Raw genomic sequence first — 12,856 nt, 5'->3', positions numbered from 1 at the left:
ACCCTTGCCTGACACCAGCACGGTGGCACCCGCCGCCCGCAAACCTCTCCGGGAGGGCCGCCGGCAGGCCGGCCCTCCCGGAGAGCCACGCCGCGTCGCGTACCTCTACGTCGCACCCGCCCTGATCGTCTTCGCACTGTTCATGGCGGCACCGCTCGTGTACGCGGTCTGGCTGTCCTTCTTCGAGTGGGACGGTCTGAGCGCCAGTACGTGGGTGGGGCTCGGCAACTACGTCGACGTACTGACGGACTCCGAGCTCCGGGCGCCGTTCCTGCACGCCGGCGTGCTGGTGGTGTTCTTCAGCTTCATTCCCGTGGCACTTGGCATGCTGATCGCCGGCCTCATGACGCGTGCGCGGCTGCGCGGGCTCGGCTTCTTCCGCACGGTGCTGTTCCTGCCGCAGGTGGTCGCGCTGACGGTCGTCGCCGTTGCGTGGCGCAAGATCTACGAACCCGACGGTTCTCTGAACGACGCCCTGCGGGCGATCGGGCTCGACAGCTTCGCCCGGGGCTGGCTCGGAGACGAGAACTTCGCCCTGGCGTCCATCGGCGTGGTCGGCATCTGGGTCGGCACCGGACTCTGCACGGTGCTGTTCCTCGCCGGACTTTCGAAGGTTCCGCGTGAGCTGTACGAGTCGGCGCGACTCGACGGCGCCGGGTTCTTCCGCGAGTTCCGTGCGGTGAGCATGCCTGCCGTGCGCGGCGAGATGGCCGTCGCGCTCACGCTGACCCTGGTGGCGGCCCTTCGTACCTTCGACCTCGTGTACGTCATGACCAGTGGTGGCCCCGGCTATGCGTCGACGGTCCCGGCGTACGAGGTGTACGACCGCGCGATGCAGAAGGGCGAGGTCGGCACGGGCGTGACGATCGCGCTCGTGCTGATGGTGCTGATCCTGTTGGCGACGATGCTGATCAACCGGCTGTCCGAGACCGCGGGGGATGCATGAGCGGCGAGCGAGCAACGAGCGCGAGGTCGGCACTGTGAACAACTCGTCCATCGAGCGCACGATCACGTACGCGGTGCTGATCCTTGCTGCGGCGTTCGCGCTCTACCCGATGCTGGTGATCCTCTTCACCGCGATCCAGCCCGAGAGCATCGGCGCGAGCGGCGTCGACTTCGGCAACTTCGCCACCGCATGGGACCGCGGCAACTTCGGTACGTACCTGAAGACCAGCGTGATCGTGACCGTGAGCGTGGTCATTCTCAGTACGTTGCTTGCCTGCCTTGCCGGGTACGCGTTCGGCACGATGCGGTTCCGCGGCTCGAGCGTGTTGTTCTACCTCCTGCTCCTCGGGCTGATGGTGCCGAGCGAGGCGATCGTGATCCCGCTCTACTTCGGCTTCCAGGAGCTCGACCTGCTGAACTCCTATCCCGCGTTGATCTTTCCGCAGGTGGCACAGTCGCTTGCGTTCGGGACGTTCTGGATGCGCGCGTACTTCCGCAGCTCGCAGGCCGAGGTGGTCGAGGCCGCACGGCTCGACGGCGCGGGTCACTTCCGGATCTTCTGGTCGATCCTGGTGCCCATGGGTCGGCCGGCGATCATCACGATGATGGTGCTGGTCTTCATGTGGACCTGGAACGAGTTCCTGCTCCCGCTCGTCATGGTGCCGACCGAGGAGTCGATGCGGACGGCGCCGCTGGGGCTGGCGACGTTCCAAGGCCAGTACACGTCCGGCACGGCGCTGCTCGCGGCCGGCGCGGTGCTCGTCGCGCTCCCGGTCATCGTCTTCTACATCTTCGCCCAACGGCACTTCATCCGCGGCATGGTCGAAGGGTCGGTGAAGGGCTAGCCCATTGCGACTGCCGCGCCTCGGGAACCGCAGTATCCAGATGCCTGCCACGACACAGGAGGAGAAGGTTTCGATGAGACTGAGAGGAAAGGCCACAGCGGTCGTCGGCGCGTTGCTCGTTGCGGGGACGCTCGCGGCCCCGCCGGCGACGGCCGACTCGCAGCGGCACGTAGCGCCGCCCGACAACCCAGGTGACCTGGACGTGCTGTTCGTCGGCGCGCACCCCGATGACGAGTCCGGCCGGTTGTCGATGTTCGGCGAGTGGCGCGAACGCTTCGGCGTGAAGACCGGCGTCGTGACCGTCACTCGTGGCGAGGGCGGCGGCAACGCGGTCGGTCCCGAGGAGGGTCCCGCGCTCGGCCTGATCCGCGAGGCCGAGGAGCGCCGCGCGGTCGGGCATTCGGGCGTCACCGACGTGTACAACCTCGACAAGGTCGACTTCTACTACTCGGTGAGCGAGCCGCTGCACCGCGAGACGTGGGGCCACAACGACTCGCTCGGCAAGGTAGTGCGGGTCATCCGGGAGACGACGCCCGACATCATCATGACGATGGACACCGCGCCGAGTCCCGGCAACCATGGTGGCCACCAGGAAGCGTCGCTGCTCGCCGCGGAGGCCTACTACGCGGCCGGGGACCCGTCGCGTTTCCCGGGGCAGATCCGCAAGGAGGGGCTCGAGCCGTACGCGCCGAAGAAACTGTTCTCCAGCGGTGCAAGGGGCACCGGCTCGTCGCCAGGAGCGAACTGCGCGACGACGCTGCAGCCCGACAACCCGGCCGACGACATCTACGGCGTGTGGAGCGGGCGCCGATCCGCGACGCAGGACAAGACCTATGCGCAGATCGAGCGCGAGTCACAGCGCGAGTACGCATCGCAGGGTTGGGCCGGGTTCCCCGATGTCGATCCCGACCCGGCGAAGCTCGGCTGCGACTTCATGTACCAGGTCGACTCGCGAGTTCCCTTCGTACGTGGCGATCTGACGGCCGAAGCCGCGTCGTCGGCGACGATGCTCGAAGGTGCGGTGCTGCAGGAGCACGGTGGCCTGCCGCTCGGAACCCAGCTCGACATGTCGACCGAGCAGTTCGAGGTCACGCCGGGCGGGTCGTCCGACGTACGGATCAGCCTGACCGCTCCGGCGAAGACGGCGCTCAAGAATGCCGCGGCTAACGTACGCTTGCCCGACGGCTGGAAGGCCAAGAAGAAGGTCACGTTCGGCGACCTCAAGAAGGGTCAGACCAAGCAGCGTACGGTCACGGTGACCGCGGCAGCCGATGCCGCGACGAACGAGCGTGCGCTGGTCTCGGCGAACGTCTCGGTCAAGGGCGGCCAGCGCGGGTACACCAACCAGCAGTTCGAGGTCGCTCCGGCGGTGACGGGTACACAGGACCTGCTGCCGCGGGTCGAGACCTTCCACGAGTGGGCCGACACGACCGGCGTACCGCAGCTCAAGGGCACCGTGAAGCCGGTGCAGACACTGCCAAGCGGCGGCTCTCGTACGATCGGCGTCGACCTGCACAACAGCAGCGACGGGGCGCAGTCGGGCGAGGTCTCCATCGACCTGCCCGATGGCTTCGAGGCGGACGCGGCGAGCAAGTCGTACTCCGACCTCGCGGCGGGGGAGTCGACGACCGTCGAGTTCGAGGTGACCAATACCGACGACTCGCTGCCGACCTCCAACGAGGGAGGCGAAGCGGGCGACTACGCGTACTCGATCGAGACGACCTCCGATGCAGGCACGTCGACGACGGAGCCGGCGTTGGAGCTCGTACCGGCGACAACGATCGAGGAGTCCTCGGCGGCTCCCGAGGTCGACGGCGAGATCGGTTCCGACGAGTACACCGCGGAGATCGACCTGAGCCGGGTGTGGGAAGGCGACGCGTGCGAGAGCGCCGACGACTGCTCGGCGACGGGCTACGTGACCCGCAACGGTGACGACCTGTACTACGCGGTCGACGTCATGGACGACGAGCTCGGCACCGTGCTGGCGCAGTCGGACTGCAAGCGGCACTGGCGTACGGACTCGCTCGAGGTCGCCATCGACCCGGACGGCCGTTCGGAGAACACCTCCTCGACGTTCAAGCAGCTCGTGCTGCCGACGACCGAGGAGGGTGGACCCTGCACGGCGCGCGACGCCGACAACCAGCAGGGCCCGATCGACAACCCGGACATCGAGGTCGCGTCGAAGTTGAAGGAGCCGTTCACGGGGTATGTGATCGAAGGGAAGATTCCGGCGTCGGCGCTGCCGTCGACGGTCGACCCCGAGCACTTGGGCCTGAACATGTTCATCTACGACTCCGACACCCAGGACAAGACCGGCCAGACCCGAATCGGCTGGTCGACCTGGGGTGGCGTCCAGGGTGACCCGTACCGCTGGGGCATCGCGAACCTGCCGGACTGGACACCGCCGGAGGTCGAGACGCAGGATCCGGTGATCCCGCTGGACGCGCTGGAGAGCCTCGACTCCCCGCAGTCGATCGCGCAGGCGGCACGTACCGGAGTCGCCTTGTCGGGCGGGCCGCAGGCACGCAAGGCGACGTCGGCCACGTTGGTGAATGCAAAGCGGTCGGGCAAGGCCGTGGTCGCGCGAGTCAAGGTGAGGGGCGCAGGTAAGGCGCATCTGTTCGCCGTCGACGCCGACGGTCAGGCGGTGGCGTCGGTACGCAAGGCGCTCAAGCCCGGCGTACGTACGGTCCGCATCCCGAAGGCCAAGGGCGCGGTGCGCGTAGTGCTCGGGTACGACGCCAAGGCCGGTGGCACGACCAGTACGGCGGTGAAGGTCCGCTGACCCACTGACCCTGACCCGCGAGTGGCGCAGATCCGTTGCTTTTAAGCTATCTGAGCAACGGACTTGCGCCACTCGCGTGGTTGAGAACAGGGTTTTCCACACTCCGATCCGCGGGGCTGGCCGGATGACCGCCCTCCGAGGACGATTCCGGCCATGCAGCCGATTCGACATCGTGACCGCGCCGAACGCGGTCTGACCCAGATGCAGCTTCGCCATCCGCGTTGGTGGCATCCGACCGACGGCGTCTCGATGCCGCGGGAGGACGCGGCCAGCCTGGTCAAGCACTGTGCGGCGATCCGGCTGGCGCTCGCGGACAACGCGGTCTTCACCCACGTCACGTCGGCACAACTGCGCGGCTGGTGGCTTCCCTCCGGGATGCGGGACTGGCCGGTGATCGCGTGCACCGACGGCGGCTCGCCACACCACGATCGACGCGGGGTGTACGTCCGCCGATGTGCGATCCCGAGCGCTCATCGGCACGCGCTCGAGGACCTCCCCACCGCATCGAGCGAATGGACGATACTGGAGCTCGCCGAGGATCTGTCCCTGATCGATCTCGTTGTCGCGATCGACTCGGCGCTCCATCTCGGAGACTGCACGATGGCATCTCTCGACCGGGCGGTCGTGCCGGGTCGGCGTGGCGTCAAGCGGCTCCGGCGAGCGATGGTGCTCGCGGATGGGCGGAGCGAGTCGGCATGGGAGACGATCCTTCGGCTCGTCCATGTGCTGTCCGGCATCACCGATGTCGAGCCGCAGGCATGCATACGTGACGCTGCCGGGACGATCGTCGCACGCGCAGATCTACGGCTCGGTACGACCAGGCGGCTCAGCGAGTACGACGGTGCGGTACACCGAGACGGGCCGCAGCACCGGGCCGACCTTCGTCGCGAGAAGCTGCTGATCCGGATCGGATTCGAGCGGTTCGGGTACACCGCATCGGAGATTCATCGGGAGGCGAGCCGCATCCTGCTCGACGCCGAGGGGGCCCTCGGGCTACGGCACGACCCGCGGCGCATACAGGGCTGGCTCGTCGAGTACCGCCGATCGTCGCTGACGCCCGGTGGCAGGGATCGGCTCGCGGCGAGAATGCACCGCTTCGTCCGGGACATCTCTCCCCGGTCGACCAATAGCTAGCGACTGAAATGTGCGAGTGGCGCAGATCCGTTGCTTTGAGGCTGCCTGAGCAACGGATCTGCGCCACTCGCGAAGGGGGAGGGCAGGCGGCGGGTCAGTCGTGCGCTTGCGGGCCGGCGCGGAGGTCCTTCTCGATCTGCGCGGCGGCCTCGAGCAGCGGGGGCAGCAGTCGCTTGCGTACGTCGGCGGCGGTGCCGCCCGTCGCGCTCGCCGATACATTGACCGCGGCGACCGTACGTCCGCCGGCGTCTCGGATCGGTGCGGCGATGGAGCGGAGCCCGAGCTCGAGCTCCTGGTCGACCATCGCCCAGCCGCGCTCGCGTACGCGGTCGAGTTCCGCGACGAGCTTGTCGATCGTGGTGATCGTCTTCGGGGTCAGCGCTTCGAACTCGGTGTCGGCCAGCAGCTCGTCGACCCGTTCGGGCGGTGCGCCGGCGAGCAGGACGCGCCCCATCGACGTCGCGTACGCGGGGAAGCGCGTGCCCACGCTGATCGAGACGGTCATGATCCGCCGGGTCGGCACCCGCGCGACGTACACGACGTCGGCGCCGTCGAGCACCGACACCGACGACGACTCGTCGACCTTGTCGACGAGCAGCCGCAGATGCGGCGTCGCCAGCTCGGGCAGCGAGATGCTCGACAGGTAGGCGTACCCGAGCTCGAGTACGTGCGGCCGCAGCCAGAACTCGCGGCCGTCGGTCGCGGTGTATCCCAGCGAGACAAGGGTGTGCAGGAAACGACGTGCCGTCGCCCGGGTCAGCCCGGTCTCCTTCGCCACCTGCGACAGGGTCATCCTCGGATTCCGCGCGCTGAACGCGCGGATGACCGAGAGCCCTCGCTCGAGTGACTGCACCGACTCCGTCGGCCGTTTCTCGTCCACCACGCTCGCACCCTATCTCTGTCGTTGACGAGTGATCGCCGCATAGTAGGTTCGCTATACGTACATATGTACGGTCGGCAAACTTCCGCGAGGAGCTGTCTCGCATCGGGCTGCGAGGTGGTGCGGGTGTACGACACCGGCGCGCTGCGTACCGCTCTCGCGTCGGCACCGCATCGCACGCACCCGCTGGTCATCGAAGCCTTCGTCCCCTGAACGGTGAGGAGAGAGTTCTGGCCCTGTGACGAGAGACTCGTGGCCCCGCGAGGAGAGAGTTCTGACCGCTCGCTGGGCCGGGACTCTCTCCTCGGACGGCCGGGGTTCTCTCCTCGGGCGGCCACAACTCTCTCCTCGCTGGGCCGGGATCCTCTCTTCGGGGGGCCGGGGTTCTCTCCTCGGGGGGCCAGAACTCTCTCCTCACCGTGCGGGGAGGGGCCTCGTCAGCGGGTTGGTGCGACGTCGCTGCAACGTCTCTGCAACGTTGTGGCCCGGGTCACACGGGTGTAGAACGGAATCACCCCAGCGGCGAACTCCCCAAGGAGCCGGCATGGCTAATCGGCACACGATCAATCTCACCGTCGACCAGGCTCGCTACAGCGACGACGTGGAGCCCCGAATGCTGCTGGTGCAGTATCTGCGTGAGCGACTCGGCAAGACCGGCACGGTGGTCGGCTGCGACACGACGAACTGCGGCGCGTGCACGGTTCATCTCGACGGCGTCAGCGTCAAGTCGTGCACGATGTTCGCGGTGCAGGCCGATGGGCACGAGGTCACCACGATCGAGGGCCTCGAGCACGACGGCGAGCTGCATCCCGTACAGAAGGCGTTCCACGAGTGCCACGCACTGCAGTGCGGATTCTGTACGCCCGGCATGATCATGCAGTCGATCGACCTGCTCAACGAGCACCCCGACCCCGACGAGGAGACCGTACGCAACGGCCTGGAGGGCAACCTCTGCCGCTGCACCGGCTACCAGAACATCGTCAAGGCGGTCCAGGCCGCGGCCAAGGAGTCCAGCACCGCACCGGCCGAGGGGGTGGCATGACCGTCACGGAGATCGGCGCACCGAGGCGCCGCAAGGAGGACCGCCGGCTGATCACCGGCCGCACCCGTTGGACCGACAACATAGTCCTGCCCGGCATGCTGCACATCGCGATGGTGCGGAGCCCGTTCGCGCACGCACGCATCACCTCCGTCGACGCCGGTGAGGCCAAGCGGTCACCCGGAGTGGTGGCCGTGTTGGCCGGCGCCGATGTCGCCGAGATCCAAGGCAGCCTGCCCAATGCGTGGCCGGTCACCGAAGACCAGAAGGCGCCACCGCACCCGGCGATCGCCGTCGACCGGGTCGCCTTCGCCGGCGAGGTGGTCGCCTGCGTGATTGCACGCTCCGCCGCGGAGGCACGTGACGCCACCGAGCTCATCGACGTCGAGTACGACGAGCTCCCGGTCGTACTCGACCTCGAGCGTGCGTACGAGGGCGACGTGCTGGCGCATCCCGACCTCGGTACGAACCTCTCCTCGAAGTGGGTCTTCGACTCGGCGGAGGCCGGCACTGGCGGCAGCGTCTCGGATGCCGCCCGTGACTCCGAGGTGGTGTTGGAGCGTACGTACCACCAGCAGCGGCTGATCCCGTCGTTCATGGAGCCTCGATCGACCGTCGTCGACCCGACCGGCGAGCAGCTTGTCATGTGGTCGGCGACGCAGGTACCGCACATCCTGCGGTTGATGCTGTCGATGTCGCTCGGCATCTCCGAGAGCAAGGTGCGCGTCATCGCGCCCGACGTCGGTGGCGGGTTCGGGGGCAAGCTGCAGGTGACGCCCGAGGAGTTCATCACCACGCTCGCGGCGCAGCGTACGGGCAAGCCCTGCAAGTACACCGAGACCCGCAGCGAGTCACTGATGGCCGCCCACCACGGCCGCGCGCAGGTGCAGCGGCTACGCATCTCGGCGAACCGCGACGGCACGGTCACCGGCCTCGCGGTCAACCTGCTCGCCGACATGGGCGCGTACCTCGGTCTGGTCGCGGCGGGAGTGCCGGTCCTCGGCGCGTTCATGTTCAACTCGATCTACAAGTTCCCCGCGTACCGCTTCGAGTCCAACGCGCTCTTCACCAACAAGGCGTGGACGGACGCGTACCGCGGTGCGGGCCGGCCAGAGGCGACGTACGCCGTCGAGCGTCTGATGGACGATCTCGCCGCCGAGCTCGACATGGACCCGATAGAGCTGCGCCGCAAGAACTGGATCACCCATGAGGAGTTCCCGTTCACGACGGTCGCAGGGCTCGAGTACGACAGCGGCAACTACGAGGCCGCGACCGACAAGGCGCTCGAGATGTTCGGGTACGACGAGCTGCGCGCCGAGCAGCAGCGGCGCCGTGACGCGGGCGATCCGGTCCAGCTCGGCATCGGCATCTCCACGTTCACGGAGATGTGCGGCCTGGCGCCGTCGCGGGTGCTCGGCTCGCTCAGCTACGGTGCGGGCGGCTGGGAGCACGCCGATATCCGGGTGCTGCCGACCGGCAAGATCGAGCTGGTCACCGGTACCAGCCCGCACGGGCAGGGCCACGAGACCGCGTGGAGCCAGATCGTGGCCGACCGTCTCGGCGTGCCGTTCGAGGACGTCGAGGTCCTGCACGGTGACACCCAGATCTCGGCGAAGGGCATGGACACGTACGGTTCGAGGTCACTCGCCGTCGGCGGCATGGCGATCGTCGCCGCGGCCGACAAGGTGATCGAGAAGGCGAAGGTGCTCGCTGCGCACATGCTCGAGGCCAGTGCCGACGACATCGAGTTCGACTCGGGGAAACTCGGCGTCAAAGGCACCGACCAGAGCGTCGCCCTCGCCGATCTTGCGCTCGCGACGTTTGCGGCGCACGACCTGCCGGACGGGATGGAACCGAGTCTCGACTCGTCTGCGACGTTCGACCCGCAGAACTTCTCGTTCCCGCACGGCACGCACCTCGCGGCCATGGAGGTCGACACGGAGACCGGTGAGGTGAAACTGCGTAAGTACGTATGCGTCGACGACATCGGCAACGTGATCAACCCGCTGATCGTCGACGGCCAGGTGCACGGAGGCCTGGTGCAAGGCATCGCGCAGGCGCTGTTCGAGGAGGCCGTCCACGACGAGTCGGGCACGCTCGTCACCGGGTCGTTCGTGGACTATCTCGTGCCCAGCGCCGCCGACGTGCCGTCGTTCGAGACCGGGCGCACGGAGACGCCGTCGAGTACGAACGTCCTCGGGGTCAAGGGCGTTGGTGAGGCGGGCACCATCGCGTCGACACCGGCGATCGTGAACGGCGTCATCGATGCACTACGACCGCTCGGGGTCGCGGATATGGAGATGCCATGCTCCCCGAGTCGGGTGTGGCAGACGATCCAAGCGGCATCGAGCACCAGCGCCAGCGCGACAGGAGACGACCAGTGATCCCTGCACAGTTCGACTACCACGCACCCACGTCCGTCGACGAGGCACTGACGCTGCTGTCGCAGGCAGGTGACGACGCGAAGGTGCTCGCCGGCGGGCAGAGCCTGATTCCGGTGCTCAAGCTGCGGATGGCCGCACCCGAGGTGATCATCGATCTCGGGCGGGTCGACGAGCTCTCGGGCGTACGCGACGACGGCGACGCGATCGTGATCGGTGCGATGACACCGCATCACGTCGTCGCGAACGACCCGTTGGTCGCCGAGCATGCCCGGCTCATCACCGAGGCCGTGCACACCGTCGCCGATCCGCAGGTACGGCATCGGGGTACGTTCGGCGGCGCGCTCGTACACGCCGATCCGGCCGGTGACATGCCGGCCCCGGCGCTCGCGCTCGGTGCGGAGTTCGCCATTGCGGGTTCTGGCGGCACGCGTACCGTCGCCGCGGCGGACTTCTTCGAGGACCTCTTCACGACCGCGGTCGGCGACGACGAGATCCTCACCCACGTACGCGTGCCGAAGCACACCGGCTGGGGCGCCGACTACCAGAAGTTCACCCGGGTGGCTCAACAGTGGTCGATCGTCGGGGTGGCCGCGACCGTACGCACCGAGGGCGACACGATCGCCGAGGCGCGGGTCGCGCTGACCAACATGGGTTCGACTCCGGTGCGTGCCTCGTCGGTCGAGCAGGCCGTCGCGGGAGCGGCGATCGACGCGATCGCCGAGGCCGCGGCATCGGCCGCCGACGGCACCAACCCCCCGACCGACCTCAACGGCGATGCGGCGTATCGCCGGCACCTGGCTACGGTGTTAACAGCACGCGCACTGCGGGCGGCTGCGGGCAGGTGACCCGCGACGCAGTGCGATGACTGAGGTGGGGAGAGGTCCATGCAGCTCACACACACGTTCACCGTCCCGGCATCCGTCGACGAGACGTGGGCGGCGTTCAACGACCTCGAGCGCATAGCGCCGTGTTTTCCGGGTGCGACCCTGGCGTCGGTCGAGGGCGATGAGTTCAAGGGGAGCGTGAAGGTCAAGCTCGGCCCGATCTCCCTGCAGTACAACGGCACCGGGCAGTTCACCGAACGTGACGAGTCCGAGCATCGTGCCGTCATCGAGGCGAAGGGCAAGGATCGCCGCGGCAACGGTACGGCCGCGGCGACCATCACGGCGCGGATGTCGGCCGACGGCGACGGCACCGCCGTCGAGGTCGACACCGACCTGTCGATCACCGGAAAGCCGGCGCAGTTCGGCCGGGGCGTCATCCAGGACGTCAGCGACAAGCTGCTCGGGCAGTTCGTCGACTGTATCGCCGGGAAGCTGGGCGAGCCGGAGTCTGCGCCTGCCGACGCTACCGCGGCCGCACCGGACGCGACTGCCGCGACCGCGACGACGCCGCTCGTCGATACGGACGCGGACGCGGGTCTGTCTGCGCCGACGCGGGCGCCCGAGCCGGAGGCCGAGGCCGCCGAGCTGAACCTGGCGGCGACCGTCGGCCCGGTGATCGCCAAGCGTGCGGCGCCGTACGTGATCGGACTGGTCGTGGCGATCGTCCTCTACAAGCTGATCCGGCGCCGCTGAGCGTACGCCGGTCTGCCGCCCTCGCCGATCGGTGCGACGGCGATGACCTGTCGCCGCCTGCAGCTGACGGCTCGAACGGCTGCCGGGAAGGCGTCGTTGCGGCTACGGTAAGGGCATGTCGTACCCGGACCGGCAGGTGGCGGCGTACCCGCACGGCGTCGACCCGGCCGCGTGGGGACGCCTCCTGCACATGGCGCACGACGACTTCCTCAGCACCGGCCGGTCGACACCGCAGGTACGCCCGATCGTGCTGGACTCGTGGCGGCGGAGCCTGCGGCACGGCGTCGACCCGGAGACACCGGCGGCCCCCGTACGGCTTGCCGACGATGCGCTCGAGACGCTGCGCCGTGAGCATCCGCTCGGCGCGATGATGCCGGTGATCCGCAAGCTGCTCGTCGACAGCGCGACCGACGCCGGACTCCTGGTCGCGGTCAGCGACAACGAGGGCCGGATGCTCTGGGTAGAGGGCCACGCCGGACTGCGCTCGCGCGCCGAGGGGATGCATTTCATCGAGGGGGCGGACTGGAGCGAGGCCGCTGTCGGCACGAATGCCCCCGGCACAGCGCTCGCGCTCGACGACGCCGTGGCGATCTTCGGTGCCGAGCACCTCGCTCGCCCGGTCACTCCGTGGAGTTGTTCGGCGGCGCCGATCCACGATCCTGCGACCGGCGGGATCCTCGGCGTCCTCGACGTGACGGGCGGCGACGAGGTCGCTTCGGCGCAGAGCCTCTCGCTCGTGCGCGCCACCGTCGCGGCCGTCGAGTCGGAGCTGCGGTTCTTGGGGCTCATGACCGAGCCAACGGGCTACGATGCGGAGCCGGTGGCGACGTCACGGCTCGAGACGCTCGGGCTGCACTGCGCGACGCTGTACGACAGTCATCGCCTGCGGCGGCTGAGCCTGCGGCACAGCGAGATCCTGGTGCTCCTCGCCGATGCGCCCGACGGTCTCACGGGCGACGAGTTGGCGATGGCGCTGAGCGGCCGCGAGCACGCGTCCGTGACGATCAGGGCGGAGATGTCGCGGCTGCGCGCGGTTCTGGGTTCGGTGGAGCTGGCCTCGCGGCCGTACCGGCTGGAGTCGGAGCTTCGCACCGACATCCACGACGTACGCGAGCTTCTGGACGAGGGCGACGTCGAGGCCGCGGAGGCCGCGTACCGGGGCCCGGTGCTCCCGCAGTCGTCGGCGCCGGGCGTTGTCGCGGTCCGGGAGGAGCTCGCGGCGCGGGTCGGGCAGGCGCAGGTCGCTCGACGCTGATCTTCCGGTCGC

10 protein-coding genes are annotated in these 12,856 nt (G+C 68.5%); 9 read left to right on the top strand and 1 reads right to left on the bottom strand.

Annotated elements, in window-relative coordinates; translation table 11 throughout:
* The first annotated feature begins 4 nt into the window (after positions 1-4).
* From L0C25_RS06730 to L0C25_RS06715, 4 genes are all read left to right on the top strand, one after another.
* The gene (locus L0C25_RS06730) at positions 5-946 is read left to right on the top strand and encodes a carbohydrate ABC transporter permease (protein ID WP_271635676.1); all 942 of its coding nucleotides are present in this window, start codon (positions 5-7) and stop codon (positions 944-946) included.
* A 34-nt stretch (positions 947-980) separates the two neighbouring features.
* Complete coding sequence (locus tag L0C25_RS06725) at positions 981-1,790, top strand: carbohydrate ABC transporter permease (protein WP_271635675.1); 810 nt, start codon at positions 981-983, stop codon at positions 1,788-1,790.
* A gap of 73 nt (positions 1,791-1,863) precedes the next feature.
* Positions 1,864-4,575 (top strand): sugar-binding protein, encoded by a 2,712-nt coding sequence (locus L0C25_RS06720; protein WP_271635674.1) that lies wholly within the window; start codon positions 1,864-1,866, stop codon positions 4,573-4,575.
* A 153-nt stretch (positions 4,576-4,728) separates the two neighbouring features.
* Positions 4,729-5,709, top strand: coding sequence for a hypothetical protein (locus L0C25_RS06715; protein WP_271635673.1), 981 nt, complete (start codon positions 4,729-4,731; stop codon positions 5,707-5,709).
* A gap of 94 nt (positions 5,710-5,803) precedes the next feature.
* Here L0C25_RS06715 and L0C25_RS06710 read toward each other — a convergent pair whose 3' ends face one another.
* On the bottom strand, positions 5,804-6,592 hold the full coding sequence (locus tag L0C25_RS06710; protein WP_271635672.1) for an IclR family transcriptional regulator: 789 nt from the start codon (positions 6,590-6,592) through the stop codon (positions 5,804-5,806).
* A 541-nt stretch (positions 6,593-7,133) separates the two neighbouring features.
* On the opposite strand from L0C25_RS06710, the gene L0C25_RS06705 reads away from it, so the two are divergent.
* The 5 genes from L0C25_RS06705 (at position 7,134) to L0C25_RS06685 (ending at position 12,844) form a co-directional block, all read left to right on the top strand.
* The gene (locus L0C25_RS06705) at positions 7,134-7,631 is read left to right on the top strand and encodes a (2Fe-2S)-binding protein (RefSeq protein ID WP_271635671.1); all 498 of its coding nucleotides are present in this window, start codon (positions 7,134-7,136) and stop codon (positions 7,629-7,631) included.
* On the top strand, positions 7,628-10,012 hold the full coding sequence (locus tag L0C25_RS06700) for a xanthine dehydrogenase family protein molybdopterin-binding subunit (protein WP_271635670.1): 2,385 nt from the start codon (positions 7,628-7,630) through the stop codon (positions 10,010-10,012). The genes L0C25_RS06705 and L0C25_RS06700 overlap by 4 nt, the downstream gene beginning before the upstream one ends.
* Entirely contained in the window at positions 10,009-10,857 is an 849-nt protein-coding gene (locus tag L0C25_RS06695) for an FAD binding domain-containing protein (protein WP_271635669.1), read from the top strand. The genes L0C25_RS06700 and L0C25_RS06695 overlap by 4 nt, the downstream gene beginning before the upstream one ends.
* 39 nt (positions 10,858-10,896) lie before the next feature.
* Positions 10,897-11,589 carry an SRPBCC family protein gene (locus L0C25_RS06690; protein WP_271635668.1) on the top strand — a complete coding sequence of 231 codons (693 nt, stop codon included), beginning with the start codon at positions 10,897-10,899 and terminating at the stop codon, positions 11,587-11,589.
* Positions 11,590-11,704: 115 nt separating this feature from the next.
* Positions 11,705-12,844 carry a GAF domain-containing protein gene (locus tag L0C25_RS06685; protein ID WP_271635667.1) on the top strand — a complete coding sequence of 380 codons (1,140 nt, stop codon included), beginning with the start codon at positions 11,705-11,707 and terminating at the stop codon, positions 12,842-12,844.
* Positions 12,845-12,856: the final 12 nt, after the last annotated feature.

The sequence above is a fragment of the Solicola gregarius genome (assembly GCF_025790165.1).
GTDB classification, from domain to species: Bacteria; Actinomycetota; Actinomycetes; order Propionibacteriales; family Nocardioidaceae; genus Solicola; species Solicola gregarius.
The sequence above is the reverse complement of the archived record's forward strand: the minus strand, read 5'-3'. Positions and strand labels throughout refer to the sequence as shown.

What these genes read in the sequence shown, in the direction of transcription:
- L0C25_RS06720 (WP_271635674.1), top strand. Translation starts at nt 1,864, where the DNA reads ATGAGACTGAGAGGAAAGGCCACAGCGGTCGTCGGCGCGTTGCTCGTT.
- L0C25_RS06715 (WP_271635673.1), top strand. Translation starts at nt 4,729, where the DNA reads ATGCAGCCGATTCGACATCGTGACCGCGCCGAACGCGGTCTGACCCAG.
- L0C25_RS06705 (WP_271635671.1), top strand. Translation starts at nt 7,134, where the DNA reads ATGGCTAATCGGCACACGATCAATCTCACCGTCGACCAGGCTCGCTAC.
- L0C25_RS06700 (WP_271635670.1), top strand. Translation starts at nt 7,628, where the DNA reads ATGACCGTCACGGAGATCGGCGCACCGAGGCGCCGCAAGGAGGACCGC.
- L0C25_RS06690 (WP_271635668.1), top strand. Translation starts at nt 10,897, where the DNA reads ATGCAGCTCACACACACGTTCACCGTCCCGGCATCCGTCGACGAGACG.
- L0C25_RS06685 (WP_271635667.1), top strand. Translation starts at nt 11,705, where the DNA reads ATGTCGTACCCGGACCGGCAGGTGGCGGCGTACCCGCACGGCGTCGAC.